This window comes from Mesorhizobium sp. WSM4935 (assembly GCF_029625735.1).
GTDB lineage: Bacteria > Pseudomonadota > Alphaproteobacteria > Rhizobiales > Rhizobiaceae > Mesorhizobium.
This window is the reverse complement of record NZ_JARTVR010000001.1, coordinates 599,550-626,524: the sequence shown is the minus strand read 5'-3', so window position 1 is coordinate 626,524 and position 26,975 is coordinate 599,550. Positions and strand designations below refer to the sequence as shown.

At 64.0% G+C, this 26,975-nt stretch carries 20 protein-coding genes; 15 read left to right on the top strand and 5 right to left on the bottom strand.

Features of this window, described 5'->3' with window-relative positions:
- The 6 genes from tssM (P9273_RS02875) to P9273_RS02850 are packed head-to-tail and all read left to right on the top strand — an operon-like array spanning position 1 to position 7,999.
- Entirely contained in the window at positions 1 to 3,543 is a 3,543-nt protein-coding gene (gene tssM, locus P9273_RS02875) for a type VI secretion system membrane subunit TssM (protein ID WP_278047524.1), read from the top strand.
- Positions 3,525 to 4,067 (top strand): type VI secretion system-associated protein TagF, encoded by a 543-nt coding sequence (gene tagF / locus P9273_RS02870; protein ID WP_278047523.1) that lies wholly within the window; start codon positions 3,525 to 3,527, stop codon positions 4,065 to 4,067. The genes tssM (P9273_RS02875) and tagF overlap by 19 nt, the downstream gene beginning before the upstream one ends.
- Positions 4,067 to 5,167 carry a DUF2169 family type VI secretion system accessory protein gene (locus P9273_RS02865; protein WP_278047522.1) on the top strand — a complete coding sequence of 367 codons (1,101 nt, stop codon included), beginning with the start codon at positions 4,067 to 4,069 and terminating at the stop codon, positions 5,165 to 5,167. Before tagF ends, P9273_RS02865 begins: the two co-directional genes overlap by 1 nt.
- Positions 5,164 to 6,183 carry a 3-oxoacyl-ACP synthase gene (locus tag P9273_RS02860; protein ID WP_278047521.1) on the top strand — a complete coding sequence of 340 codons (1,020 nt, stop codon included), beginning with the start codon at positions 5,164 to 5,166 and terminating at the stop codon, positions 6,181 to 6,183. Before P9273_RS02865 ends, P9273_RS02860 begins: the two co-directional genes overlap by 4 nt.
- A complete protein-coding gene (locus P9273_RS02855; protein ID WP_278047520.1) occupies positions 6,183 to 7,145 on the top strand; it encodes a DUF4150 domain-containing protein in 963 nt (320 codons plus the stop codon). Before P9273_RS02860 ends, P9273_RS02855 begins: the two co-directional genes overlap by 1 nt.
- 11 nt (positions 7,146 to 7,156) lie before the next feature.
- Positions 7,157 to 7,999 (top strand): WD40/YVTN/BNR-like repeat-containing protein, encoded by an 843-nt coding sequence (locus tag P9273_RS02850; RefSeq protein WP_278047519.1) that lies wholly within the window; start codon positions 7,157 to 7,159, stop codon positions 7,997 to 7,999.
- Here P9273_RS02850 and P9273_RS02845 read toward each other — a convergent pair.
- From P9273_RS02845 to tssI, 3 genes are read right to left on the bottom strand one after another with little or no spacing between them, the layout of a single operon-like run.
- Positions 7,990 to 8,358 carry a hypothetical protein gene (locus P9273_RS02845; protein ID WP_278047518.1) on the bottom strand — a complete coding sequence of 123 codons (369 nt, stop codon included), beginning with the start codon at positions 8,356 to 8,358 and terminating at the stop codon, positions 7,990 to 7,992. The genes P9273_RS02850 and P9273_RS02845 overlap by 10 nt on opposite strands.
- Entirely contained in the window at positions 8,358 to 8,783 is a 426-nt protein-coding gene (locus tag P9273_RS02840; protein ID WP_278047517.1) for a DUF6484 domain-containing protein, read from the bottom strand. Before P9273_RS02840 ends, P9273_RS02845 begins: the two co-directional genes overlap by 1 nt.
- 9 nt (positions 8,784 to 8,792) lie before the next feature.
- Positions 8,793 to 11,117: a type VI secretion system Vgr family protein gene (gene tssI / locus P9273_RS02835; protein WP_278047516.1), complete on the bottom strand. Its 2,325-nt coding sequence runs from the start codon at positions 11,115 to 11,117 to the stop codon at positions 8,793 to 8,795.
- A gap of 306 nt (positions 11,118 to 11,423) precedes the next feature.
- On the opposite strand from tssI, the gene tagH reads away from it, so the two are divergent.
- The 8 genes from tagH (at position 11,424) to P9273_RS02795 (ending at position 24,513) form a co-directional block, all read left to right on the top strand.
- Positions 11,424 to 12,506 (top strand): type VI secretion system-associated FHA domain protein TagH, encoded by a 1,083-nt coding sequence (gene tagH / locus P9273_RS02830; RefSeq protein ID WP_278047515.1) that lies wholly within the window; start codon positions 11,424 to 11,426, stop codon positions 12,504 to 12,506.
- Positions 12,507 to 12,804: 298 nt separating this feature from the next.
- The gene (tssL, locus tag P9273_RS02825; RefSeq protein WP_278047514.1) at positions 12,805 to 14,334 is read left to right on the top strand and encodes a type VI secretion system protein TssL, long form; all 1,530 of its coding nucleotides are present in this window, start codon (positions 12,805 to 12,807) and stop codon (positions 14,332 to 14,334) included.
- On the top strand, positions 14,334 to 17,861 hold the full coding sequence (gene tssM, locus P9273_RS02820) for a type VI secretion system membrane subunit TssM (protein WP_278047513.1): 3,528 nt from the start codon (positions 14,334 to 14,336) through the stop codon (positions 17,859 to 17,861). Before tssL ends, tssM (P9273_RS02820) begins: the two co-directional genes overlap by 1 nt.
- A 117-nt stretch (positions 17,862 to 17,978) precedes the next feature.
- Positions 17,979 to 18,758, top strand: a complete 780-nt coding sequence (locus P9273_RS02815) for a PP2C family protein-serine/threonine phosphatase (RefSeq protein WP_278047512.1) — start codon at positions 17,979 to 17,981, stop codon at positions 18,756 to 18,758.
- The gene (locus P9273_RS02810) at positions 18,755 to 21,283 is read left to right on the top strand and encodes a serine/threonine-protein kinase (protein ID WP_278047511.1); all 2,529 of its coding nucleotides are present in this window, start codon (positions 18,755 to 18,757) and stop codon (positions 21,281 to 21,283) included. The genes P9273_RS02815 and P9273_RS02810 overlap by 4 nt, the downstream gene beginning before the upstream one ends.
- An 11-nt stretch (positions 21,284 to 21,294) precedes the next feature.
- The gene (locus tag P9273_RS02805) at positions 21,295 to 21,789 is read left to right on the top strand and encodes a DUF1036 domain-containing protein (RefSeq protein ID WP_336619354.1); all 495 of its coding nucleotides are present in this window, start codon (positions 21,295 to 21,297) and stop codon (positions 21,787 to 21,789) included.
- Entirely contained in the window at positions 21,786 to 24,224 is a 2,439-nt protein-coding gene (locus P9273_RS02800) for a M23 family metallopeptidase (RefSeq protein WP_278047509.1), read from the top strand. Before P9273_RS02805 ends, P9273_RS02800 begins: the two co-directional genes overlap by 4 nt.
- A 28-nt stretch (positions 24,225 to 24,252) precedes the next feature.
- Positions 24,253 to 24,513, top strand: a complete 261-nt coding sequence (locus tag P9273_RS02795) for a hypothetical protein (RefSeq protein WP_278047508.1) — start codon at positions 24,253 to 24,255, stop codon at positions 24,511 to 24,513.
- A 202-nt stretch (positions 24,514 to 24,715) separates the two neighbouring features.
- On the opposite strand, the gene P9273_RS02790 is transcribed toward P9273_RS02795, so the two are convergent.
- Together P9273_RS02790 and P9273_RS02785 are read right to left on the bottom strand one after the other, a co-directional pair.
- Positions 24,716 to 24,952, bottom strand: coding sequence for a polymerase (locus tag P9273_RS02790; protein ID WP_278047507.1), 237 nt, complete (start codon positions 24,950 to 24,952; stop codon positions 24,716 to 24,718).
- A gap of 449 nt (positions 24,953 to 25,401) precedes the next feature.
- Positions 25,402 to 25,938, bottom strand: coding sequence for an OmpA family protein (locus P9273_RS02785; RefSeq protein ID WP_040994244.1), 537 nt, complete (start codon positions 25,936 to 25,938; stop codon positions 25,402 to 25,404).
- Between the two features lie 191 nt (positions 25,939 to 26,129).
- Here P9273_RS02785 and P9273_RS02780 point away from each other — a divergent pair, with 191 nt between their 5' ends.
- A complete protein-coding gene (locus P9273_RS02780; protein WP_278047506.1) occupies positions 26,130 to 26,690 on the top strand; it encodes a DUF6931 family protein in 561 nt (186 codons plus the stop codon).
- Positions 26,691 to 26,975: the final 285 nt, after the last annotated feature.

Sequence of the window (26,975 nt, the reverse complement as noted above, 5' to 3'; positions counted from 1 at the left end):
ATGTTCATCCTGCGCTTCCTCTGGGCCGTCATCACCTCGCGTTTTCTCTGGACGCTGATCGGCATAGCGCTGCTCTCGCTGCTGATCTGGGTGTTCGGCCCGATTGTGCAGGTCGGCCCTTACGCCCCGTTCGAATCCGACAATGTGCGCATCGCCATCATCGCAGGGCTGATCATCCTGTGGCTGATCTGGCTGATCATCGCGCAGCGCCGCGCGATCCGTGCCAACCGCATGTTCGTTGCCGAGATCGCGGCGCCTGTCCAGGAAAAGCAGCTCACGCCCGGCGAGGAAAGCGTCGCGGCGGTCGGCGCCAAATTCAGCGAGGTGATGGCCGAGCTCAAGCGGCGCAAGCTCGGCGGCAGAAAATTCCTGCGCGAGATGCCCTGGTATGTGATCGTCGGTCCGCCGGCCACCGGCAAGACCACGGCATTGCGCCAGTCCGGCCTCAATTTCCCGATCGACCTCACCGACGATCTGCAGGGCGTCGGCGGCACGCGCAATTGCGACTGGTTCTTCTCCGAAAACGCGGTTCTGATCGATACCGCCGGCCGCTACGTCCAGCAGGAGAGCCAGCCCGATGTCGACGCGGCGGAGTGGCTTGGGTTCCTCGACCTTTTGAAGAAGCACCGCGGCCGCCGCGCGCTCAACGGCGTCATCGTCGCGCTGTCGATCGATGTGCTCTCGGAAGGCGACGAGGCTATCAAGGCGCATGGCAGAAAAATCCGCCGCCGGCTGGCGGAGCTGAACGACCGGCTCGAGATCCGCCTGCCCGTCTATCTGATGCTGACTAAGGCCGACCTGATCAAGGGCTTCGAAGCTTTTTTTGGCGGCTTGTCGACGACGGCGCGAGAGCAGGTGTGGGGAACCACTTTCCCGCTCGACGCCCGGGTCAATGCCGGCACGATCCAGACGGAGCTTGCCCGGCTTGCCGCCGAACTGGAGCGGCGGCTGGTGCCACGGCTGGAAGACGAGGACAAGCTCGGCCAGCGCGCCGAGATCTTCCGTTTCCCGGCGCAGCTGGCGAGCCTTTCCGAGCCGATCCAGGTGCTGGTCGAGGCGATGTTCGGCGAGAGCCGCTACGAAGAAGCCGCCTGGCTGCGCGGCCTTTATCTGACCTCGGCGACGCAGGAAGGCGCGCCGATCGACCGGCTGACCGCGGCGCTCTCCTCATCCTTCGGGCTGCCGCCGCGCCGTGCCATGCCGGCGTCGCGCGTCGAGAAGCGCAGCTTCTTCCTCAGGAACCTCCTGACCGAGGTGATCTTCAAGGAGGCCGGCCTCGGCACATTCGATCCGCTGGCGCAGCGCCGCCGCGCCTGGATCTGGCGCGGGGCGGCGGCCGCCTGCGCGCTCGCGGCGTTGCTCGCCGGCGGACTGTTCACCTGGTCCTATCTCGACAACCGCAACGCCATCACCGAACAGGCCGGCCAGTTCGAGGCATTGCAGCAGCCGCTGACCGACGTCGCCGCCATGCCGGCCGCGGTCGAGCAGCCGACCATGGACGGCGCGCTGGCGGCGATGGACGCTGTGGCGGCCGCCAGAACCGCTCCGCCGGATGCGGTCCACAATCTGCTCGGTCCGACCGCTTCCGCCGAGCTGGTGCGCGCGCAGGCCGACACCTACGACCATGCGCTGCGCAATGTGCTCGAGCCGCATATGGTCGCGTTGCTGGAGGCCACGATGTGGCGGCAGATCCGCGATCCGGATTTCATGCTCGGCGCGCTGAAGACCTACCGCATGATGACCGGCCTGTCGCAGATGGACACCGATTTCGTGCAGAACTGGTGGGTGAACAGCCTGCCGCAATTCGCGCCGGCCGCGCCCTTCCCGACCGCCGATGCCGAGGAGCACCAGCTTGCCGCGATCCGCCGCATGGCGGTCGACGACAGCTACATCGCGCCTGACAAGGAGCTGGTCGCCGAGGCGCTGAAGACGGTCTGCACGATCTCGCTGCCGGAGCGCGCCTACAAGCAGCTTCTGGCTGACCCCGAAGTGGCAGCCGTCAAGGAATGGGTGCCGGCCAATTTCGCCGGACCGAACGGCGCCAAGGTGTTCGCGCGCCGCTCCGACAAGACGCTGCGCGTCGGCGTGCCAGGCCCCTACACCTATGCCGGCTTCCACGACGCGATCCTCGATCGGGTCGAGGATGTGGCGGGACAGGCGGCGCTCGACCGCGCCGTGTTTGCCGGCGGCTGTTCGGAGAATTCGGAGACCTCGGTGTCCGCGCTGTCGGAAGATATCCTGAAGCTCTACTACGACGACTATATCGCGCAGTGGGACAGTTTCCTGCGCGACATGCGGCTGGCGCCCCTGACCGACCTCAACGTCGCCAGCGAGAACCTCAAGGACCTTTCCAGCGCCGACTCCGCGCTGAAGCGCCTGCTGACGGCGGTGGTGCAGGAGACCGACCTGACCCGATCCGACGACGCGGCGGCCGACGACAAGGACGGCGGCGCCGCCAAGACCGGTTCGAAGCTGCTAAGCAAGCTCGGCAAATTGGGCAAGGTGGTAAAGACGGGCGCGAAACTGCTGCCCCGCGCGGGCTCGGCCGATCAGGTCGATATGACCGGCAGTTTGGTGGCCGAGCATTTCAAGCCGCTCAAGGGCACGATCGCCCAGGTCGACGGCCAGCCGCCGGCGCTCGACGCGGCCGTCGTGGCGCTGACGGCGCTGTCCAATGTGCTGCAGACGGTGACTGCCAATCCCGATCCGCAGGATGCCATCAAGAAGCAGGGCGGGCTGGCCGAACTGACAGGTGCGGTCGCGAGACAGGCGCAGATCCTGCCCTCGCCGATCAACGACTGGCTGGGCGGCATTGCCGGCGACACCAGCGGCCTGTCGCAGAAGGCCGTCACCAACGAGCTAAACGCCATCTGGCGCGCCGACATCCTGCCCTTCTGCCAGGCCGCGCTCAACAACCGCTATCCGTTCAGCCCCGACAGCGCGGTCGACGTCAATGTGCGCGACTTCCAGCGCCTGTTCGGGCCGACCGGACTGATCGACGCCTTCACCAACGACCATCTGATCAACTATGTCGACACCGCCAGCGAGCCATGGAAATGGCGTGCCGATTTCGGCCTCGACCCGGCGGCGCTGGCGGCCTTCGAGCAAGCGCGCCACATCCGCGACGATCTCTTCCCCGGCGGTACCGGGCCGGTGATGAATTTCACCCTGGAGCCTAAGGACCTGTCGCCCAATGTGGCGCGGGTGACGCTCAACCTCGATGGCCAGAACCTCGTCTACTACAACAACGCGACGAGGCCGCAGCCGATGACATGGCCCGGCAAGGACGGCACCGGCGTGATATCGCTCGCCTTCCAGCCGGTCGACGGCTCGCCCGAAGTGATGCTCAACGAGACCGGCAGCTGGGCGTGGCTGAGAATGCTGCGCGGCGGCCGCTTCGCCGCGACCAAGCTCACCGACGTCTACAGCCTGCGGCTCGGCACCAAGGGAATGTGGGCCGATTTCGAACTCAAGGCGGCCAGCGTCGAGAACCCCTACACGCTCGAAATGTTCAAGAAGTTCACATGTCCACCGCAGATATGAATGTACCCGGCTTCTACGGCAAGATGCCCGCCGCCGGCGATTTCGTGACGCGGCGGTTGCCAGGCGATTTCGTGCGCATGTGGGACCGCTGGCTGGCGCAGCACATCGTGCCGCTGTTCGACCTTGAAACCTGGCCGGCGGAGACCGCGTTGCGCTTCCTAGCGGGCCCAGCCTCGTTCGGCGCCTCGATGGGCATCGTCGTGCAAAGCGCCGACAGGATTGGCCGCCGGTTTCCCCTGAGCGTCGTCGTGCGGCTCACCGAGGCGTCTCTCACGCTGGCCTATGCGGACGGTTGGTTCGACAGCATCGAGGAAGCGGCCTTCGCCACGCGACGGGGCGAGCTGACGCCCGACGAACTGGATGCGGCGCTGGCCGCACTGCCCGTTCCGCCTATCGACGGTGAGGGCGATGTCATCGACGATCTTGTCATGTGGACGGCGCATACGGATATTTTCGACGTCGATCCACAGGCGCCGCAGCCGACACTAGAGCAGATCTTCGCCGCGAGTTGGGAGACCAGCTGATGCAGATCTGGAACCAGATGGGCTATCCGCACCAGTTCACCATGGGCATGGACAAGGCCGGCCACGAGTGGCTGGTCGTGGTGGTGAAGGGCACCTTCGATTTTCCGACGAAGCCGGGCGGACTGGTGCAGAAATCGGCCGAGCAGGTGCCGCTGGTGATGGCCGACACGCACACCGGCGTGCCGGGCTATTCGGCGACGCTGTGGGAGACGGATTTCGCTTTCCGCAAGCCGCGCTGCGATGTTATAGCCAATGGCTGCGCCTATGCGCCGGGAGGGCGCCCGGCCGAGCGCGTGCCGGTCGGCATCAAAGTCGGCAACTGGTCAAAGCTGTTCGAGGTCGTCGGTCACCGAGAGTGGCGCGCCATCGGACCGGTGTTCACCGCGACGGCGCCGCAGCCCTTCCTGAAACTGCCAATCTCTTATGACCTTGCCTGGGGCGGCGTCGACCGGCTCGACCCCGAGGACCAGTTGCCCGCCAGCTACAAACACAACCCGGTCGGCACCGGCTGGTCGCGCACCAGGAACCAGCGCTTCATCCCAGGCTTGCGCCTGCCGAACACGCAAGCGGTGGATGAGGAAGTCCGCTCACCCTTCGGCGACTACAAGCCGATGAGCTTCGGGCCGATGGGCCGCGGCTGGCCGGGCCGTATCGAATATGGCGGCACCTACGACCAGAACTGGATCGACAATGTCTTCCCTTTTCTGCCTGAGGATTTCGATGAGCGCTATTTCCAGATGGCGCCACCCGACCAGCAGATCGATCACCCGCGTGGCGGCGAGGACGTGGTGTTAGTCAATCTGACGCCTGAGGGGCGCGTGAGCTTCCGGCTGCCCAACACGGCGCTGCCGCTGACGCTGTTCAAGGACAGCGACAAGTCGCTGGAGGCGACGATCCATCCAGACACTGTCCTATTTGATCTGGAGAACCGTCGCTTCTCGCTTGTATGGCGCGCTTCGCAACGCATTCATAGGTCCATCCTCGATTTTTCGGAATGCTGGGTTGGCCCACCCACGGAGTCGATGCTGCGTGCGCACGCAGCAGGCAAGGAGTATGTCCGTGCAGAGGGAACCGCGCCTGAGGAGGTCGAGGACGCATGAGCGCCAGACTCGACATCGCCTCGGTCGGCATGGTGACCGCCGTTGGTCTCGACGCGCCTTCGGCTTGCGCGGCCATGCGTGCTCGGCTCGACGGTTTCCAAGAGACGAGTTTCGTGTCAGGCGCCGATACTCTGATCGGTGCGCCCGTGCCGTTGCCCCGAAGCTGGATTGGCGAGAAGCGTATGGCACACCTCGCTGCAGCAGCGATTTCTGAAGCCTTTGAAGCCGTGCCACAGGCGCGCGGCAATACTGCCCTCATCCTCTGTCTTGCCGAGGAAGATCGCCCCGGCCGGCCGGTTGATGATGGCCTGCGCTTGCTACACAGTGTTGCGGAGATCACCGAAATTCAACCCAATATGCGTTCCCGTATCGTCGCGCATGGTCGACCTTCCGGGCATATCGCACTCGATCAGGCGTGCAGGATAATGGCATCGGGCGAAGTGCCCTATGTGATGATTGCAGGCGTCGACAGCTACCTCACCGCGCCTGCCATCGCTTACTATCTCGGCGAAAATCGCCTGCTCGCCGCCGACAATCCAAACGGATTTATTCCGGGTGAGGCCGCCGCCGCCGTCTTGTGCGCGCGCTCGCGCGGTGACGGCCTGCGCCTCTTCGGACTTGGTTTGGCGCGTGAACCGGCAACAATCTACAATTCCGAGGACCTGCCATTGCGTGCGGACGGAATGACTTCGGCCTACAGCACTGCGTTTAAAGAAACCGGCATCGAGATGAACCGGCTTGGCTATCGGATAGCTGACCTCATTGGCGAGCAATACTGGTTCAAGCAGAGCGCCTTGGCCAGCCTCAGATTGCTGCGTGGCCGCCACGATTTTCAAGACATCTGGTCCCCTGGCGAGTCCCTCGGCAATATTGGCGCGGCGGTGGTTCCGCTAATGGTCGGCATGGCTTGGATGGCAGCGCGGAAGGGATACGCCGCGGGAAATCCCGTTCTGATTGAGGCATCTAACGATGCCGGTGCCTGCGGGGCGGCAATCCTCGCTGCGAGGGCAGCCTGATGACTGTCTACGCGAATGGTCTGGAGATTGCCTGCAAAGCACAGGCGAACAAGGTGATTGCTGCCTTTCCAGACGTTTGTTTCACGCCGCCTGAAAATCCGGCAACGCCACCGGGCGTGCCTATTCCATACCCTTCGTTCGGACTCGATTCCGATACCGATAACGGGACGGGGACCGTCAAAATCGGCGGTAAAACCATCACCCAGAAAAATAAGTCATACTATACCAAGACCAGTGGTACCGAGGCCGGGTGTGCTGCGAAGAAGGGCGTAATCACCTCGGTCAACACCGGCAAGGAGTATGCCGTAGCCTGGTCGAGCGACGTCAAGGCTGACGGTGAACCGGTCAGCCGCATGACCGATCTGTCAACCAACAATCACGCCTCGCCGACCGGCAACGCGCCGCCTTGGCCGAAGATCGGAAAGTTGAAAATCGGCCGGCAGTCGTGTGCGTCGATCTTGGCGAAGCTCGGCATGAAGGTGCACCGCTACGGCGACGCCAGCAAGGAATGCGCGTCCAACCAACAATCGGACCATATCCTACAAAACGCCTGTTTCCAGAATTCACGTGGAGGGCAGGCCATTAGCACAACACCGGGCTACACTATGAACGATGCCCCCTGCGTGTGCCTTGAAGACGCTACCGATCCGAACACCGAGCATGGCCGCAAAACCGCAGCGCAAGGCGAGTGGGCTAAGGCACAACGCGCAAAAGGCACGAACCCCAGCTACGAGGAAGTTCGGGAAGCCAATATGGAGGCCATGAAAAAGGCCAAGAACATCCCGGATGGGCCAAGGGGTAAGGAGCACCCGGCCATCGAGTGCCTGAGAATGATTTGCGACATTCACTTCAAGGCAATGATGAGCGGCCCAGAAAGCAAGAAAGACGACACCCAGGCGCGCGCGCCCGCGACCGGCAAATTCAAGCCAAGTCCCACGAGTACGGTTCGCAGAGGACGCTAAGGAGACATGGTATGGCTGATTACAGCGTAACGGTAAATGGCACGGTTGTGGCCGATGACGGGACCATTTCTTCCGCCGTCGCATACTATGACGGTGAAAGTTTCTACTCGTTCGTCATCTCCGAATCCGATGTGGCAAGCGACGACAATCAGACCGAACGACTTTACGAAAAGCCGTGTTGGTTCACAGACATATGGCGTTCCAACTCCGGTCGTTTGTACGTGTGCGATGACAATGGCGTGGTGCATTCGGGCTCAGGGACCGAATGGGCGGAAGCCCAGGTCTCGCCCCGCCACCTGAATACGGTCTGGGGTTTCGACGACAACAGCATCTATGCCGGAGGATCGGAGGGAGTTGTTTATCGCTGGGACGGCATCCGCTGGTCCGCTGCCAGTCCCGCGCTCGGCAACACCATTCTTTGCATAGCTGGGTCGTCGTCCAACGATCTTTACGTATCTGGCGAAGGTGCACTTTTCTGGCACTACGACGGCAGGCAGTGGGCCCAAATCCAGCTGCCCACCAACGCGATCTTGGTTGGACTGTTGGTACTGTCCTCGAGCGATGTCCTCGTCTCGGGCAGCGCAGGGACTTTGTTTCGCGGCTCTGGCCTTAACTGGACCGATGTCTCCCAGCGAGGCCGAGACTTCTACAAAATGGCGTTCTACCGAAAAAAAATCCACATTGCGGGCGGTGGGCAAGGAGTGTTCATATTCGATGGAGCAACGGTTTCCAACCTGAAGGATAGTTTCCCCGTCTATCGGCTTTCATCCAATGGCTCGTACCTTGCGCTGGCGGGCGGGAACTCCGCTGTTAGATACAATGGCTCGGACTGGGACGGCCCAGATTATACTTGACGGTTCGAATGAGATTGCGTGTCTGGCTTCGGCTTCGCAGCCAGATAGGTGCGCACCCTGGCAAGATCGAGTTCGGCAACCGGCAATGCTTCTTTGACCGAGAGCATGCGCACGACGAACAATTCCCCGGCTTCGGGATATTCGGCGTAGCGCTCGTTTGCGATCTCGATGCCGACCTCGCCAGCGACTCGTAGCCCGTCAAGATGTGCTTCCAGGCGCTCGACGAGTCGGGCAAGCCGCTCCTCGTCCATGTCCGGGTTCCTTCCGGGGTTGAGGAGGTTATGGTCGTATATTGTCCAGAGGAACGCAGCCATCTCTGCGTGCTGGCGGATAATTTCGCGAAGGACGGGTGCCGGCATCAGTTCAAATTGACCGAGCCGCCGCGGATGCGATTGGCGGCGCTTGCATGGCTTGTGACGTAGGTGCCGCGGATTGTGATGTGCCCGTCCTTCTCCATGACAATGGTCGCTTTGCCGCAACGAAGCTCGAGGCGCTCATTTGCCGTGATCCGCATCTGCTCACCGTCGCGGATGATGTGGGGGATATTTGATCGTTGCTGAGGATCGATGATGCGCCCGACAATCAGCGGTCGACCGAGATCTCCGTCCTGGAACAGCAACGCCACCTCCGCGCCGATCATATCCGACGTGAGTTCTGCGAGGCTGCGCGCCGCAACGGCTGTCTCCCGCGGGTTTCCCGGAAAGACGACAAGCGGCCCGCCCTCGTCGAAACCCAGGAATAGGCCGATTACCACACCTTCAATGCGCTCGACTGTCTTGGTCATCGAAACCCCTCAGTTCTGCTTTATCTCCGAGCCCTTCATGGTGATGTCGCTCGATGCCTTTATGTTGATCTTGCCCGATCCGCTCACCGAAATGTCCTTGCCGGAGATGGAGATCGTGCCATCCTTCTTCATCGCGATCGCTGCCGAGCCGCAAGTGATGGTGATGGCGTCGCCGGCTTCAATGACGAGGGCCTTGCCGACCTTGATAGCTCCGTCCTCGCCGACCTCCACGAGGCTGCCCTTGGCTATTTTCAAAGCCCGCGAACCGCCCACATCGGTCGCATCGTCCTCCGCGATCTTCGCATCACGTCCCTTGCCGATCTCGGAGGTATGCGCTCCGCCTATCTTGAAGCTCTGATTTGCACCGACGTCCACTGATTGGTTCGAACCCACCGTCCAGCTGTCATCTGCCCCAATGCTATGGCTTTGCGCCGTCCCAACAGTCACACTCCGCGACGCACCAATCGTGTTCGTCTGCGAGGCGCCAACCGTTCGCGCTTCCGCAGCCCCCACCGTGTCGACGCGCGCGACACCCACCGTGACTGTCTGATTGAGCCCCACGGTCTGCGAGTGGTTCGCATCGATATTCTCGGTCGAGTTGGCGACCACATGGATCGTCTCGTTTGCCATCACCGTCAACGAGCGGTTCGCGCCCACCGTTTCCGTATCGTTCGATCCGATATTCGTCGTTTGGTCGACGCCGATCTTGACCGTCTTGTTGTTGCCGACGTCCTCGTCGAGGTTGTGGCCGACGGAGTGCTTGGCGTCGTGGTCGATGCGGTCGGACTGGTCGTGCTGGACCGTCTTGTTGCGGTCGTGCTTGATCAGCAGGTGATGGTCCTTCTGCGCCTGGAAGTTGACGAGCTCGGAGCCGGCCTTGTCCTCGAACATCAGCTCGTTGTAACCGCCGCCGCCTTTGGAGGAATTCGACTTCCAGCCGGATTGCGTGGCGTTGCCCGGCAGCCCATAGGGCGGCATCTGGGCGGCGTTGTAGACGCGGCCGGTGATGATCGGCAGATCCGGATCGCCTTCGATGAAGTCGACGATGACCTCCTGGCCGATGCGCGGGATCTGGATGAAACCCCAGTTGCTGCCGGCCCAGGTCTGCGAGACGCGCACGAAGCAGGACGAGTTCTGGTCCTTCTTGCCGAGGCGGTCCCAGTGGAACTGCACCTTCACCCGGGCATACTTGTCGGTGAAAATCTCCTCGCCCGACGGGCCGACAACGGTCGCGGTCTGCGGGCCGCGCATGATCGGCCGCGGCGTGATGCGCGGCGGGCGATAAGGCAGTTTGGTCGGCGCCACGCCGAGCACCACCTTGAAATTCTCGCTATGGGCCTCGTTTTGGGTCCGGTAGCCCGGATCGAACAGCCTGTATTCGGCGCTGACCACAAGATAGTCCTGGTTCTGGTCGTCGCGCGGAAAGCTCTCCAGCGTGAACTTGCAGCCGGAAAAAAGGCCGCGCACCGTGCCGACCGCCGTGCTGTGCTGGTGCACGGCCTGAAGCTCCTCGCGGCGGATCGCAGCGATCTTGTCGCCGCGCCCGACATCGAGATGGGCGCCTGGCTGGCGATAGTTCTCGCCCGAGGCCTCCTTATGGGCGAAAGGCTGGGCGGATTTCGCCATCAGATCGGCGCCAGGCTTTTCGAAATCATAGTCGGTATGGGCATAGGCGCCCGGCCGAACCGCGCTGCCCGGAATCCATTCGGTGATGTATTCCACGTCGCGCCGCGAGGCCTGGCCCTCGAAGTTGTAAAGCACCTTCTCGTAGCCGGGCGCCGGCTTCAGCTTGCTCATCGCGTCGCAAAGGATGAGCGTGTGCTTGCCCTCGTCATGCTCGAAGAAATAGAAGATGCCCTCGTGCTCGAGCAGCCGCTGCACGAAATCGAGATTGCTCTCGTCGTATTGGACGCAATATTCGCGCGAGGGATAAGACCCCTGCAGCCGCTTCTCGAATTTGGCGATGCCATATTTCGAGAAGATCTTCTCGACGATCTCCACCGCCGTCATGTTCTGGAAGATGCGGCAATCGGTGGTGTTTCCGAGGAACCATAGCCATGGCCTGACGGTGGCCTCGTAGAAGGCCAGCCGGTCCTCGATGCGGGTCAGCTTGAAGTCCGACACGAGGCCGCTGAACCAGCGCTTCGGATCGGATTCGCCCTCGACCGAAACGGCGCCGCCCAGCATCTTCAGCGGGTCGATGTCGCAGTTCTTCGAGACGAAGCCGACCGTATAGGCAAAGCAGCGGCTGATCTCATCCCGGCCGATGAGATGGGTGAAGGTCAGGTCGGCGCCAGCCGGCGTCTGCACAACCGTGGCGCGTTCGTTCGGCATGGTCGTGCCCCTCCTGGACGCGGCCGCCAGTATGATGGATTGAAGCCCCCGCTATGTTAACCGCATCACGTTCGGGAACTTTTCACGCCCACCGCACCGGACCGCTTTCAGCCTAGCACATGTTTGGCGGCGGCCAAATAACAGCTGTGGCTAAACAGGCCTATGCGCCGGTGTGAAACCCTCCTCTCCCGCCGCGCTCGCACGCTGCTAGAATGCCAAAGCAATTCCTGGATGGTACGTTGGCGTTTCTGCCCGGAATTGCGGAAAAGATAAGCATTTGTTGACCAAGTTCGGCGACGCTTGCGGATGTTCATCTCGCTCCAGATCAGCAATGTCGACAGGCTGCCGGCCGGCACCGCCGCCAGCTATGCCGCCCGCGACCGCAGCTTCGAGATCGGCCGCGAGAATTGCGACTGGACGTTGTCCGATCCGGACAAGTTCATCTCGGGCCGGCACTGCGAGGTCCGCTACCAGGCGGGTTCGTTCTGGCTCTACGACCTTTCGCGCAACGGCACCTTCGTCAACGGTTCGAGCCAGCGCATGAGCGGGCCGCACCGGCTGGCCCAGGGCGACCGGCTGCTGATCGGCCGCTATGTCGTCGGCGTTTCAATCGAAGACGAACGGGCCGCGGCCGGACGTGCGCAGACCAGGACCGGGTCGACGCAGCGCGAGCTGCCGCCCTCGACCGGCCGCCCGCTGGACCCCGGCCATGAGCGGTTCTTCAGTCCGGCGGAACAGCGCCCGACCGGGACGGCGCCCGTCTCGACATCCTCGGCTTTGCAACAGCCGGGTCCAGCAGCCCTACCCAATCGGCCCGCGGAAGCGGACGCGATCCTGCGGGAAATCGCCAGGGCGGCCGGCATCGCGCCGGACCTCCTGCAGGCGCGCGACCCGCACGACGTCGCGGCCGAGATCGGCGCGGTGCTGAGGACCACGGTCGAGCAGCTGTCCCTGCTGCTCAAGGCGCGCGCGGCGGCTAAGGTGCTCGCCAAGAGCGCGCATCGCACGATGATCGGCGCCGAGGACAACAACCCGCTGAAATTCGTGCCGGGCACCGACGACATATTGGAGATCATGTTCGCCAAGCGCAGGGCGGGCTATCTCGATGCCAGGCGCAGCCTCGAGGATGCGTTCCGAGACCTGAAGGCGCACGAGATCGCGACCTATGCCGCCATGCAGGCGGCGCTGTCGCGGCTGCTCGACGACCTGTCGCCGGAGGCGATCGCCAAAAAAATCCCACCGGCTTCCTTCTCGTCCAGGAAGAGCCAGGCCTGGGACGCGCTCGTCGCGACATGGCGGAGGATGGAGGACGAGCACGAGAACGGCATGCTGGATGTCTTCCTCGCCTATTTCGCCGAAGCCTACGCCAAAGCCGACAAGCAGAAATAGACTCAGAGGCACCGACTGCGCCCGCCATATGTGACGGGTCTCACAGAAGAAGCCGCCCCTTCGAGCATCTTGCTTTCCGATTTCAATCGGCGGCCCCGTTTCAATTGGGTATCCGGGCGACTAGAATGCACAAGGACGCTTGCCCGGCGGGCAAAGCGGCGCGGCTTGGGGCGTGTGCAGCAATGTCATGTTTCAGCGAGATGAGCCTTTCCACGCGGCCCGCCGCCGAGGCTCAGCCTGAAACGCGTTTTCCATGGCGAAGGCATGTTTGTCGCGCCGCGACGATGGATCGTCGCCAATGAGTTCGAAGGGCGATCCCTCCAAGCCTGCGGACAAGACCGTCATCCGCGCAGCGCGGCCGAAGCAGAAGCCGCTTGCGGTTCCCGAGAGGTCCGGTCCCGAAGGCGCACGGCCTGCTCCATCGCCTTCCCGCGAAGCGACAGTGTTCGACCCCGGCGGTGGCCGGCAGATGCCAACCGGCTGGTCGTCCGGAACCGTGCTTTTCCAGGAGCCGACCCCGGGAGCGGTCGCGAATGCGGCGCCGGGGGTGCAGCAGGATGCCCTGCTCGACGCCGCCGGCGGCGTGAGATACGCCGCGGCCAATCCGATCCTTGCCGCCGCGGCCCCGCTGTTGATGCTCTTCGGCCAATTGCGGCTGATGCCGGTCGAACGGCAAGCAGCGACCCTGGCGGAGCGTATCGCCGACGCGATCGAGACCTTCGACCGCGCGATCGCCAAAGCCGGCGTAGCCGAGGAAGACGCGCGGATCGCCAAGTTCGCCCTTTGCGAAACCGCCGACGATCTTGTCGGCAATCTGCCATGGCCGAGCAAGGATACTTGGCTTCAGCATAGCCTGGTGGCGCAGGTCTTCCACACTCAACCGACCGGCGCCGGCTTCTACGAGGCGCTCAACAATATCCTTGCCAGGCCGGAAGCGCATTACGACCTGCTTGAGCTGATGCATGCCTGCCTGTCACTGGGTTTCGAGGGGCAGTATCGCGGGCTGGCCAAAGAGCGAAACACGCTCGAATACGTCCGGCGCGACGTCTACGACACACTGCGTTATTTCAAGCCGCGCGCCGGCGACGACGTCTCGCCGCGCTGGCAAGGCATGGCGGCGGCGTTGCCGAAGCCAAGGGCGCGGCTGCCGCTCTGGGCGGTCGCGGCCGCCGCGGCGACGCTGGTGACAGCGGCCTTCTTCGGATTGCGGGTGCTGATCACCGACGAAGGCGACGCGACCGCCGGCGAATTGCTGGCGCTCAATCCCTCGACGCCCGTCACCATCGAACGCGCCAGCGTGGCGGCGCCCACTGAGCCGGCGCAAGCCAGCCCGCCACCGCCCGCGGTCCCAGATACCGCCCAGATCGACCGCATCCGCGCCACGCTTGCCAAGGCGATCGCCGGCGGCGGACTGAGCGTCGGCGAGAAGGGCGAATTCATCGTCGTCGAGATCAACAACCAGCTCTTGTTTGCATCCGGCCAGGCGGAAGTGAAACCGCAGTTCCAGCCGGTCGCCGCCGACATCGCCACGGCGCTCAACGCTGAACCCGGGCCGATCCGGATCGTCGGCCACACCGACAATGTGAAGCCGAAGAAGTCGAGCACGTTCAAATCGAATTTCGATCTTTCCGTCGCTCGCGCCAAGGCCGTCCAGGCGATGATGGCCATGCAATTGAAGGACCCGACGCGCCTCAGTGCCGACGGCAAGGGCGAGGACGAGCCGGTCGCCGACAATGGCACGGCGGACGGCCGCGCCAAGAACCGCCGCGTCGACGTGATGATCCCGAAACAGGAGACCTTGCAGACCAGCGCGGAGAACGGCGGCTGATGCGCTGGTTGCTGAGGATCTTCAGCTTGGTTGCGCTCGCCGGTTTCTCGGCGGCGCTCTGGTATGCCGGGCCGTTGATCCGCTTTGCCGATACGCACCCGCTTGGGCCCGTGTGGCTCAGGGCCACGATCATCGGCGCCACCGTTGCGGTGCTCGCGACGTTTTACGGGCTCCGCTTCTGGTGGCGGCGCAAAGCCCAAAAGGCGCTCGAAACGGCCATAGTGCGCGGCGACGACCGCAACGACGATTCCCAGGTACTGGAAGCGCGCATGAGCGAAGCCATCGCGACGCTGAAGCGGACGAGCGGCAAGCGCAATTTCCTCTATGACATTCCCTGGTACATCATCATCGGCCCGCCAGGCGCCGGCAAGACGACCGCGCTGGTCAATTCCGGGCTGAAGTTCCCGCTTGCCGGCTCCGGCAACGCGCAGCCGGTGGCCGGCGTCGGCGGCACGCGGTCCTGCGACTGGTGGTTCACCGACCAGGCGGTGCTGATCGATACGGCCGGCCGCTACACCACGCACGAGTCGGACCGCGAGCGCGACAAGGCGAGCTGGCTCGCCTTCCTGGGACTGCTCAAGAAACACCGCACCCGGCAGCCGATCAATGGCGTCATCCTCGCCATCAGCCTCGCCGACCTGATCGGCTTCGACGACCGGCAGCTCGACGCGCATGTCACCGAGATCAGAAGCCGCCTGCGCGAATTGCACGAGACGCTGAAGATCCAGTTCCCGGTCTATCTGCTCTTCACCAAGGCCGATCTCGTCTCCGGTTTCATGGATTATTTCGGCGATTTCGACGAGGCGCGAAGACGCAAGGTATGGGGCGCGACATTCCAGACCGCCGACCGCACCAAAAACATGGCCGGCGAAGCGCCGGCGGAATTCGACGGGCTGGCGAAGCGGCTCGCCGAAGAAATCGCCGACCGCCTGCAGGAAGAACCAGACCCGGTGGCGCGGATCGCGCTGTTCGGTTTTCCTGCCCAGTTCGGCGCGCTGAAGGACCGCATAATGCAGTTCGTCGGCAGCCTGTTCGACACATCGCGCAGCCAGGTCAATGTCAGCCTGCGCGGGCTCTATTTCTCGTCGGGCACCCAGGAAGGCACGCCCTTCGACCAGGTGCTGGGCGCGATCGGCCGCAGTTTCGGCAGTGCTTCGCAAGCGCATCTCTCCGGCTCCGGCAAAAGCTTCTTCCTGCACGACCTGCTGACCAAAGTGATCTTCCCGGAATCGGGCTGGGTGTCCTTCGACCGGGCGGCCGAACGCCGCGTCCGGCTCGCAAGGTTCGGCAGCCTGGCCGCGATCGCGCTGGCAGCCGTGGCGGCGCTCGGCGTGCTTGGCCTCAGCTTCTTCGCCAACAAGCAGCTGATCGCCTCTACAAGGCAGGCCATGGCGCATTATCGCGACAGCGCCGATAGCCTGCTCAAGAGCACGACGGTGACCGACGTCGACCTCGAAAATGTCATCGGTCCGCTCGACCAGTTGCGCAACCTGCCGGCCGGCTTCGAAAACGGCGACCAGGGAAAGCCGATCGAGGAGACGTTCGGGCTCAGCCAGCGGGAAAGGCTGCTGTCAGCCTCCAAGGCCGCGTACCGGCAGGCGCTGGAACGAACCTTCCGCTCGCGGCTGCTGGTGCAGGCCGAACGGACGATCCAGGCCAGGATGGCCGATCCGGTCGCGCTCTACGAGCCGCTCAAGATCTACCTGATGCTGGGTGGCAAGGCGCCGAAGGTCGACGACGAGCTGATCGTCTCATGGATGAAGCAGGACTGGGAGGAGAACCGGTACCCAGGCGAGAACAACCGCGAAGGCCGCGCGCAGCTCGAAAAGCATCTGCGCGCCATGCTTTCGCTCGACGACGCCTACGATCCGACGTTCGAGCTCAACCAGCCGCTGGTCGAGGCCGCGCAGCGCTCGCTCGGACGCATGAGCCTCGCGGACCGCGCCTCGGCACAGATCAAGTCGGCGGTCTACGCGGCAAAGCTGCAGAATTTCTCCATCGCCACGAAAGCCGGTCCGGAAGCGCAGCTGCTGTTCGAGCGCACGGATGGCAGCGAGTTCGCCGATCTTCAGGTCCCCGGCCTTTACACGCGCGCCGGTTTCAACCGCTTCCTCCTGCCGCAGCTCTCGCGCATCGCGCAGATGCTCGTCGACGACCAATGGGTGCTCGGCGGCGGCGGCGAACAGGGCGGCATCGACCAGGACCTGCCCAGGCTCGGCCCGGAGCTCATCGATCGCTATGGCAAGGAATTCGCCGGCGCCTGGAACGGGGTGCTCGACCAACTGAAGCTCAAGGCGATGCTGAAGGACAAGCCGCAATATCTGGCACTCTCCGCCCTCGCCGCTCCGGACTCGCCTCTCGACAAGCTCTTCACCGCAATCGCCGATGAAACCGCGTTGACCAAGGACGGCTCCGCCGAAGGCGATACCGGCACGGCGCAGCAGGATCCCGCCAGCATGGCCAAGGGCCTCGCCCGCATCGGCCTGCAGATCGCCGGCGGCAAGTCGCAGAGCCGCGCCGGCGCAAGCTCGGCCGTTGCGCAGAATGCCGGCGCGAGCGTCGAGGCGCAGTTCCGCTCGTTCCAGGCATTGGTCAGCGGCAATCCCGGGCGCCGGCCGCTCGATGCGCTGACGCAGAACTTCCACGACATCTTCCAGAGCCTGAAGCTCGCGGCCGATGTCCCCACGCAGAGCGAACGCGTCAACACCAATCTGCAGCTGCAGATCTCGACCTTGCGCGCCAATGTCTCGCGCCTGCCCAAGCCGCTGGCGCGCATGGTCAACGCGGCGGCGGACGAGCTCGAAGGCAATGTCGCCGAAACCTCCGTCGCCAACCTCAACCAGAGCCTCGACCAGACGGTGACGCGCGCCTGCGAGGAGGCGGTCAACGGCCGCTATCCCTTCACCCGCGACGGCACGGACGAGATCTCGATGGCGGATTTCACCAAGCTGTTCGCGCCGGGCGGCCTGATGGACCGTTTCTTTGCGCAGAACCTTGCGCCGCTGATCGACATGACCGGCCAGGAATGGACCTGGAAACAGGACGCGCGCTCCAGCCGCGACCTGGCCAAGTCGACCTTGAAGGCGTTCCAGGCGGCGGCGGAAATCCGAAGCGCCTTCTTCCCTTCCGGCGGCTCGGTGCCCTCGGTCTCGATCACCATCACCCCCACTTCGGTGAACAGCGAAGTCGATAGCGCCGTGCTCGACGTCGACGGCCAGACGGTCCAGAGCGCGCAGGCCGGCAACGCGCCGAGCATCGTGACATGGCCGAGCGGCGCCGCTTCCGGATCGGCGAGCCTCAGCCTCCTGCCGGAAATGCCTGGACGCGAGTCCGCGCTCAAATTCGAAGGGCCGTGGGCGTTGAAGCGGCTTTTCGACAAGGCGACCATCACCGGCGACGGCGCCAGCACCGAGGCGCGTTTCGTAATCGGCGGACGCGATGTCGCCTACACGATCCAGGCCGGCTCGGGGGCCAATCCCTTGCTGCTGCCCGCCTTGTCCGGCTTCAGCTGTCCGAAGGCGTTCTGAGATGGTCGGCTCCAGCCTTCATTTCGGTACTCTAATGTACACGCTTATGGCAGAGTGGCGTGGGCACGCGGCCCATGGCTGGTCACAGAGGACGCCGGCTGAGCGTTTGGTGGCAAATTGAGCACTGTCGCTTTCCCCATCGACAGCTTCGGCGTGAGCCACCAGGGCTGCGTGCGCGATCACAACGAGGACAACTACCTCATCGAACCGCAGACCGGGCTCTGGGTCGTGGCCGACGGCATGGGCGGGCACGAAGCCGGCGAAGTCGCCTCGGCCAGCATCGTCGACCACCTGGCGACGATCGGCATCGCGAGCTCGGCACCGGACCTTCGCGCCCGCTTCGAGGACCGGCTCAGCCGTGCCAACGCCGAGATCCGCGATATATCGCGCTCGCGCGGCATCACCATCGGCTCCACTTTCGCCGCCTTGCTTGCCATGGATGGGCGCTTCGCCTGCCTGTGGGCCGGCGACAGCCGCATCTATCTCGTGCGCAACGGCTCGATCTTCCAGGTTTCGAAGGATCACACCGAGGTGCAGGAATTGCTCGACCGCGGCATGATCAGTGCTGAGGAGGCGCGCAACTGGCCGCGCCGCAATGTGATCACGCATGCGGTCGGCGTCAGCGACGAGCTCGAGATCGATTTCCAGCAGGGCGAGCTGATGGCAGGCGACGTCTTCGTCCTCGGCACCGACGGACTGACCGCGCATGTCAGCGACGCCGAGATCGAGGCAGCGGTCAGGTCCGCCACGCCGCGCACGGCATGCCAGAACCTCTTGGATACGGTGCTCGCGCGCGGCGGTACCGACAATGTGACCATCGTACTCGTGAAGATCGGCAGCGGGCAGAGCGGCGCGCACCATTCGGATCGGTCCGGAGCGGAGGCCGTGGCCAGATGAGCGACAACGACAAGACGCGGATCGCGGCGAATGTCACACATGCCGGGGTCGGCACGCAGCTCAGCGGCATTTATGAGCTCGACGAGAGGATCGCCTCCGGCGGCATGGGCGAGGTCTATCGCGGCCACAACATCCAGACAGGCGATCATGTGGCGATCAAGATCGTGCTGCCCGAATTCGCCCGTGACCAGACGATCCTCTCGCTGTTCCGCAAGGAAGCATCGATCCTCAACCATCTCTCGCACGAAGCGGTGGTGCGCTACCACGTGTTTACGATCGATCCGGGGATCGGCCGCCCCTATCTCGCGATGGAGTTCGTGGACGGCCAATCGCTGTTCGACATCATGCGGCGCGGGCCGACGCCGGGCGAGGATGTGCGGCGGCTTTGCCATCGCCTCGCTTCGGGCTTGAGCGCCGTGCATCAGGCGGGCGCCGTCCACCGCGACCTCTCGCCGGACAACATCATCCTGCCCGGCGGGCGGGTCGAGCGCGCCAAGATCATCGATTTCGGCATCGCGCGCTCGGCGACGGTCGGCGGCGAAACGCTGATCGGCGGCAAATTCGCCGGCAAATACAATTATGTCTCGCCGGAACAGCTCGGCCTCTATGGCGGCGAGGTAAGCGAGCAATCCGATATCTACAGCCTCGGGCTGGTGCTGGCCGCGGCGCTGCGCGGAAAGCCGCTCGACATGAGCGGCTCGCAATATGAGGTCATCGAAAAGCGCCGGAGCGTGCCGGACCTGTCGGATATCGATCCCGATTTCCGCGAGCTCATCGAAGCCATGCTGCAACCGGATCCGCGCGACCGGCCGGCCAGCATGGCCGAGATCGCCAGGGCGACGCGCGGCGAGGATCTCGAGCCGACATTGCCGCCGCCGGTGCCGTTTGGCGCACGCGAGCGCTCCGGCCTGCCGCGCGCCGGCTGGACGGCATTGCCGGACACCAAACCGCAGCCGCCTTTGCCTCAAGGCAAGCCGCGCTTCGTTGAGCATGTGCGCCCAGCATATCTGTCGGAGCCACGCCCCGCGCCGGCTGCTGCTCCGCCCAGTTCGCCCGCGCCGGCTGCGCCCCAAAAGGCCTCCCGGATGCCCGCCTTCGCCGGCGGCGTCGCTGCGCTTGCCGTCCTGGCGGCTGCTGGCCTTTATTTCAGCGGCGTCCTGGCGCCGCCGCCTGTGACGGAAAAATCCAAGCCACTGACGCCGAAGCCGGCCGCCGACGCCAAACCAGTGGCCGAAGCACAGCAACCGGTGTCGCCGAAGCCACCGGCCGCGCCTCAGCCGCAGGCGCCGAAACCTGACAGCGCCGCCACGATAGGGACGGCAAGGCCATCCGCCCAACCGGATGCGGAGGCCAAGACACCGGCCGAGCAGCCGACGCCGCCAGCCACCCAGCCGGAGAGCGAGGCCAAGAGCCAGGCGCATCTCCCACAAATCGAGACCAAACCCGTGCAACTCCCGGCGCAACAGTCGCCGACGCCTGCGCCGGCTCCCCAGCCGGAGGCAGCGGAAAGCCAGAAGCCGGCGCAGGCTGCAAGCGAGCCGGCGGCCAAGGCGCCAGAACCGACCCAGACCGCAAAAAACCAGCCAACGCAGGAAGCTAATCCGCCGGCGGCCAAGCCCAGCGTGAAAGACCTCGTGGACAAGCTTTCCAAGTTGCCCAAGCCGGCGGCTTCCCCGCCCCCGGCTTCACAAAGCCAGGCATCGGCGCAGCCAACCCCTCCACCGGCCGAGCCGAATGCGCAGACCCCGACAGCCAGCCAGCCGGAAACCCCGACCGCGCCAACCCAGCCAGCGCAGCAACCGCAGCCGCCGGCGACCAAGCAGACCAACAACACCGATGTTGCCATCAATGTGCCGAAGCCGGCGCTCCCGTCATTGGAGGAAGACACGGCCAAGTGGAACGACCAGCGCTCCTGGGTACGCGATTTCAGCGGCGGCAGCTGTTTCTACGCGAATGTGACGTCGGGACCCGGCGCCACCCCCGCGATCGAGGGATACGGAACGGCGGTGCAGCCCTTCGAACAATTGCTCAGCGATTTCCAGACGAAGTTCCATGTCGAGCCGGACATCAGCGTGCGCCTCATCACGCTCCCCCAGTGCGGCGTGCCTACCTTCCTTCGCTACCTCGACCGGAGCTCGGCTGCGAAGCCACAGCTTGTGCTGGATCGGACATCTGTCCCGGACGGCTCGCCGGTCAGCGGCGCGCTCTATACGGGCGGCGGGCTGATCTCCAACATCATGCTGATCGATCACAAGGGGGTCGCCTTCAACCTCGATGACCGCATGGTACCGCAAACCGACAAGGTGACCTTCAACATCCCGATCGCCCTTGCGGCCCCGGACAAGGTAGCCGGCAAGGCTGTGCCGCAGATCATGCTGGTGATCACCGGGCCCAAGGACATCCAGGCCGCCATGTTCTCCAGGCCGACACCGGCCTCGGAGCTGTTGCCAAGGATCCTCGAGGAGATCGAGGCCGACGGCTCGCAGTTCTCCGCCACGGCCACCTATTTCCGGCTTGGCGGATAGCATGAACGCCGATGGACCTTCGCCACCCGCGTATCTTGAGCCAGTCCTCGCCACGCAGGCAGCGTAGCCGGCTCCGCTTGCTTTTGCCGGGTCGCGTGACGCTTGCGGCGCTGCTTGGCGCGGCGTTGCTCTCGATGCTTTCTCCCGGCAATGCGCATGCCGAATTCACTGTCTGCAATCAGACGCTCGACGTCGTCAATCTCGCGGTCGGACAGAAAGTCGACAATGCCGACCAGACGGACGGCTGGTGGACCATCGGCGCCAACCAGTGCGTCAACGTCATCCGCGAGGAGCTGACCAACCGCTATATCTACCTCTACGCGACGGACGTTTTCGGCCACGCAATCCTCAATGGATCGACCGAGATGTGCATCGACCGGCGGCGCTTCTCGATCCGCGGCATCGAGGAGTGCTGGCAGCGCGGCCATATCGCGGCGCGCTTCGTCGAGGTCGATACGCTCGAGCAGGTGCGCTGGACCTACTTCCTGACCGGAAGCAGCCCGTGACGCACTCGATCGACACGAGCTTCAAACAGAAGAAGCTGGCGCGCGTGGCCGAGCGCCGGCGCAGGCTCTGGCGCCGGGCGCTTGCCGGCCTTGCCACACTCGCCGTCATTGCCACGGCCACCGGCTTCTACCTGACCAAGGACTATTGGTCGTTCGGCGACGAAGACGAGGAGCTGCATCCGGTCGAAGGCATGGAAGACTTGCCGCCCGACGCCTCGGTCTATGTGCCGGCGATCATCGATCTCGCAGGCGATCCGATGTGGATCACGCTCGCGCCCGATGCGGAGACCGCGACGAAAGGCAAAACAGTCGCGCGCCCGGCCGAGCTCGACAGTTCGGGCGCTTCGCCGCAGATCGAAATTCTGTCCGACGTGATGCTGAGCGCCAGCGAAAAGTTCATGACGACCATCCCGTCGACGCAGGAGGATTTCGCCTTCTTCCAGGCGCAGCGGCAGGCCATTGCCAAGCCTTCGGCAACGGCGCCCGACGTTGCGCAACCGGCCCCATCCGCGCCGGCCGCGGCGCCGGATGGGCAACAGGGCGATCCGCAAGGCGACCTGGAGAACGACCTCCAGGCGGCGCCGGACGAGAGCGACGACGGTTCAGCGCCCAAGGCCGACGCCGACGACCCCGAGGCCGGCTGGGGCGAGACCGTCGATCAGGGGGAAGCGGCGCTCCCGGCCTTCAAGAAAACCGCGATCGAGAACAACACGACCGTTGCGACCGTCACCAGCGAATATCGGCGCTTCGAGGCGACCGAGGACACTTTCGTGAAGGTCCTCAACGACCGCAGCCTGGACAGCGTGGCGCTCGACGCGCACTTCTCAGCCGATGACGCGAAGCTCGCTGGCGAGGCGCTGAAGGCGCTTTTCAATCGCGACGTGCTGGAGTCCGGCTTCGTGGTGGCCATGCGCGGGTTTCGGCCGAACCGCGAGACGACGACCATGTCGCTGATGCAGGTGTCGATCTACGCCAAGAATGTCTATGTCGGCACGCTGACGCGCAATGCGGCCGGCGCCTTCGTGTCGGGCGTCGATCCCTGGCTCCGCGAGGATCTGTTCAACTATTCCGGCACGTCCGACCAGGGCGGGCCGAAGCGGCAATACCGCCTGCTCGACGCGATCTATTCCACGGCCGCGCGCAACAAGGTGCCGACCAGCGTCATCGGCGAGGCGATCATGTATCTGTCGCGCGGACAGGACCTCGACGCCTTCGCCAGCGAGGACCAGCGCCTGGTGCTGATCTACTCGCAGGCGCCGCGCGGCCAAAGCGAGATTTCCGGGCGGGTGCTCTATGTCGGCGTCCAGGGCGCGGAGAAGAGCCTCGACTGTTTCGTCTTCCAGCAGAGCGACGGCCAGTATGCCTGTGTGACCGGCGACGATCAGGTTCGTTCGCTGACCGTCACCAACGGCATGGTCACGCCGGTCGCCGGGGTGATGACCTCGACCTTCGGGCCGCGCAAGCATCCGATCCTCGGCACGGTCCGGATCCATAAGGGCGTCGACTGGGCGGCGCCCGTCGGCACGCCGGTGATGGCCGCCTTCGACGGCGAGATCTCCTTCCAGGGCGATGGCGGCAGCTACGGCAATCTGGTGAAGATCACGCATGCCAACGGCCGCGAGACGCGTTATGCGCATATGCAGAAATTCGCCATCGCCAGCGGCGTCGGCACCAAGGTCAAGGCCGGCGACGTCATCGGCTATATCGGCACCACCGGGCTTTCGACCGGACCTCATTTGCATTTCGAGCTCTACCAGAACGGCGAGGCGATCGACCCGCTGGGGACGGTCACCACGGTCGCCACCGCGGTCTCCGTCAGTTCCGGCGGCACCGGCGATGCCGCGGTCGAGACGCTGACTGACCGGATCGTGCATGTCGAAAGCGGCGGCAGCGCCCGCGCCAAGAATCCGCTTTCCTCGGCAACCGGCGCCGGCCAGTTCATCTCGAAGACCTGGATCCGGATGATGAACACCTATCGGCCCGACCTTGCCCGATCGCTTTCGACCGCCGACCTTTTGGCGCTCCGCTACGACGCGACACTGTCGCGCGAAATGGTGCGCAACCTGGCGCGAGAAGGCGAAGCCTATCTCCGCGCCCGCGGCCACCAGATCACCGCCGGCCGGCTCTATCTTTGCCATTTCCTCGGCATGGAAGGCGCGGCCCAGGTGCTGGCGGCGCCCGGCTCGACGCAACTGAACGCCTTACTCGGGTCGGCCGTCATCCAGGCCAACCCGTTCCTCACCGGCAAGACCGCGAGCTATGTGATCGATTGGGCCGAGCGGAAAATGGGGCAGAAACTGCCGCGCATGGCGACCGATCAGGGCCAGCCGACGACGACCGCCGAAGTCCGGCAGACGTCGCCGGAATTCGAAAAATACAAGCAGGCGATAACGGCGCTGATAGGTTCTATCCAGGATACGCAGGCACCTGGCTAACCGGGGCCTTTCGGTTCACCAAGCAATAGTGTTTTTCGACGCGGCGGGCTGGAACATTTCGGGGGATTCGGCGTTGCCGGCCATGGTCAAAAAGCAATCCAACGACAACGGTTCATACTTCGAATTCGACGTCATGCGCGAAGCGTTCAAGCGCTGGGTCGACGAGGATAAGGTTCCTGAAGAACAATGGCGGCCGCGCGCAACGAAGCTGGTTCGCATCGTAACCGGGGACGATTACGTCGACCCCAACCTGGTCGAATGGATCATGCGTAAAAAGCCCCAGCGCTGAGGGGGATCGGCGCCAGGGCTCATTGGGCATGGACGCTGTACCAGCATGACCGAACATCAGGCTGCGCTAATATCGTAAACGAGTGGTAAATCGCTTCGCGGTCCAGTGCGTTTCACCGTTTCATGGAAACGCGAAACGCCCTATTTCCTTGTTTTGACGCAAGTCCGGACGGAGAACCGCGCACACTTTTCCTGGAATTTCTCTAATGCCGTGGAGGCCTCGGCCGTACAAGATTTCCGTCGACCACGTTGGGCAAATGCGGATGTGTAATCGCCTTGATCGATCCCGTTGTGATCGCGTCGGCGGGCATGAGGATCACCATCTTTCCCTTATGGTGATCTGGCCAAATCGGCTGGGCGGCAAAAAAGAAAACGACCCCGAGAACACATGCCAGCAACAGGGCGGCGAACAGGTTTGCAATGATTTCGCCAAGCTGCATGCGGGCATTTCCTGACAAGGAAACACCCGCCGCTTCGCAGGTCGCGGCGGGTGTTTCTTCTTGCAATCGCAACTGACGATGAAGGGACGATGCTCGCCAGTCTGACATGCCAAATGAAATAGCCGACGGTTTGTTTCAGCCGATAGACCATTGCGCAGCAACATCCGACTTCGGTCGGTATCGAAGGTTGAGGGGCCGAGAATGAAGAGCCACCGACAGTCCCAGACAAGCGGGTGAACGCGGCATCCTTGCCGGCGACACGCCTTGCCAATCAGCTAACCGGCCCCACCGGAGACGGGCAGCGTCCACGGTCTCAGCGCCCATGTGTTCGATGAAGGCCGCGTTGATATTGCGGTGGCGGCGCGCAAGGAACCGATCGAGAATGCAAGCCCGGCCCATCGGCAGGGCTTCCATCAACGTTTCGCTATGAACCGGTCGGCGCCGGCGGCCTATTCCGTCCTGATCCGCATTTCCACCCGGCGGTTGACCGGATCGTAGGGGTTGGCGACGCGCGGGTGCGACTTGCCGAGGCCGATCGCTTCGAGCCGCGCCGGTTCAATGCCGTTGGCTTCGAGGAAGGCGGCCACCGACTGCGCCCTTCGCTGCGACAGGTCCTGATTGTAGCGATCGGTGCCGGTCGCATCGGTGTGACCTTCGACGACGAAGTTGAACGTGCTCAGCCGGTTGTCCTTCAGCGCCTTGGCGAACTCGTCCAGCTCGGCGCGCGCGGTCTGGTCGAGCTGGGCCGAATCCAGGGCGAAATTGATCATCATGTCGAGGCCGGCCTTCTGGGGCGGCGCCTCGTTCTTCGCGGTCTTGCTCTTGCACTCTTCCTCGGTGCCGACGCAGATGCCGCGCGACGCGCCAAGACTACCCTGGCCGGCGAAGAACTTCACGATGTCTTCCGATTTCTGAAGCGGATCGGCGTTAACGTGCGTTGAAAAAAGCACGGCCGCCAATGCCAAGGCTGAGCTGCCCCACCGCATGACCGTCACTCCTGTTAGAACGGGCCTGTTTGAACGGGTTTTCGCTGGCGCGGACTATATCAAATCCCGAAACGATTGTCTGTGAACAAGCGCACGTTGCCGGCGGCTTGCGCCTGATAGAGGTGGAGGCTTGACCGGCGCTCAGCCGCGGGCTTGAGTGTTGTTCTGCCGGTGCTCGGGGTGTGGCGGCCATGGCCAATGAACTCGGATACAGAACGGCGAGGGATCTGTTTCTTGCCTGTCCCGCGATCGCCCGGGACATGAAATCGCCGGCCGCCGCCCAACCTCCGCTGGAATTCTGCCGCGCTTTGCTTGCCGGGCGCGTGCCGGAGGAAGCCGTCACGTTCTGTGCCTATCTCCTGCCCGAGCGCGCCGCGGTCTGGTGGGGGCATGAATGCCTGAGCAATCTTGCCGAGCTCCTTGCCGAAAGGGATCTCGAATTGCTGGCGCTCGTCAATGACTGGGTGGGCGAGCCCGGCAATCCACGTCATCGAGCGGCGCTCAGCAGCGCCGTCGATCCGTCGCCGGCGACGCCGGCTGCATGGATCGCGCTGTCGGCGGCGTGGCGCGACCCGACCTTCGACATGCTGTCGACCGGATTTCCGGCCGCCCACGCCGTCAACGCCGGGATCCTGGCGGGGCTGGCGCGCGTCTCGACAGCGGACCGCTTTGGCGTGCTTTCCGCCTTCGTCGAAATGGGCATCCAGATGGTGGAGATGGAGGCGCAACGCCAATCGATCGACGCGTATTAGAGGAGCATGATCTTTTCCGAAAACCGGTCCCACTTTTCGGGGATCCTGATCTAGGGCAATCGCCCGACAATCATTTGCAGCCGCCTTTCGTCCATATGGCCAGCGCGACCTTGAATTGGGCTATGCTCTGGCCGTCGATCGCCGGACTTGACGGAACGATCGAAGAGGATCACAGCTTGCCGGTGATGTTCCTGATCTATCGTGTTCTTCTTGACCGGACTGGTAGGTGAGCACCGAGGCGGACGGATCGAGCGTCCAGTTGGGCGCGGCGCTCGCGGTCTGCGA

Coding starts and splice junctions, on each gene's coding strand:
- tssM (WP_278047513.1), top strand. CDS start 14,334: ATGCGCTGGTTGCTGAGGATCTTCAGCTTGGTTGCGCTCGCCGGTTTC.
- tssI (WP_278047516.1), bottom strand. CDS start 11,117: ATGCCGAACGAACGCGCCACGGTTGTGCAGACGCCGGCTGGCGCCGAC.
- tagH (WP_278047515.1), top strand. CDS start 11,424: ATGTTCATCTCGCTCCAGATCAGCAATGTCGACAGGCTGCCGGCCGGC.
- tssL (WP_278047514.1), top strand. CDS start 12,805: ATGAGTTCGAAGGGCGATCCCTCCAAGCCTGCGGACAAGACCGTCATC.
- P9273_RS02780 (WP_278047506.1), top strand. CDS start 26,130: ATGGCCAATGAACTCGGATACAGAACGGCGAGGGATCTGTTTCTTGCC.
- P9273_RS02850 (WP_278047519.1), top strand. CDS start 7,157: ATGGCTGATTACAGCGTAACGGTAAATGGCACGGTTGTGGCCGATGAC.
- tagF (WP_278047523.1), top strand. CDS start 3,525: ATGTCCACCGCAGATATGAATGTACCCGGCTTCTACGGCAAGATGCCC.
- P9273_RS02860 (WP_278047521.1), top strand. CDS start 5,164: ATGAGCGCCAGACTCGACATCGCCTCGGTCGGCATGGTGACCGCCGTT.
- P9273_RS02785 (WP_040994244.1), bottom strand. CDS start 25,938: ATGCGGTGGGGCAGCTCAGCCTTGGCATTGGCGGCCGTGCTTTTTTCA.
- P9273_RS02855 (WP_278047520.1), top strand. CDS start 6,183: ATGACTGTCTACGCGAATGGTCTGGAGATTGCCTGCAAAGCACAGGCG.
- P9273_RS02865 (WP_278047522.1), top strand. CDS start 4,067: ATGCAGATCTGGAACCAGATGGGCTATCCGCACCAGTTCACCATGGGC.
- P9273_RS02805 (WP_336619354.1), top strand. CDS start 21,295: ATGGACCTTCGCCACCCGCGTATCTTGAGCCAGTCCTCGCCACGCAGG.
- P9273_RS02845 (WP_278047518.1), bottom strand. CDS start 8,358: ATGCCGGCACCCGTCCTTCGCGAAATTATCCGCCAGCACGCAGAGATG.
- tssM (WP_278047524.1), top strand. CDS start 1: ATGTTCATCCTGCGCTTCCTCTGGGCCGTCATCACCTCGCGTTTTCTC.
- P9273_RS02790 (WP_278047507.1), bottom strand. CDS start 24,952: ATGCAGCTTGGCGAAATCATTGCAAACCTGTTCGCCGCCCTGTTGCTG.
- P9273_RS02840 (WP_278047517.1), bottom strand. CDS start 8,783: ATGACCAAGACAGTCGAGCGCATTGAAGGTGTGGTAATCGGCCTATTC.
- P9273_RS02810 (WP_278047511.1), top strand. CDS start 18,755: ATGAGCGACAACGACAAGACGCGGATCGCGGCGAATGTCACACATGCC.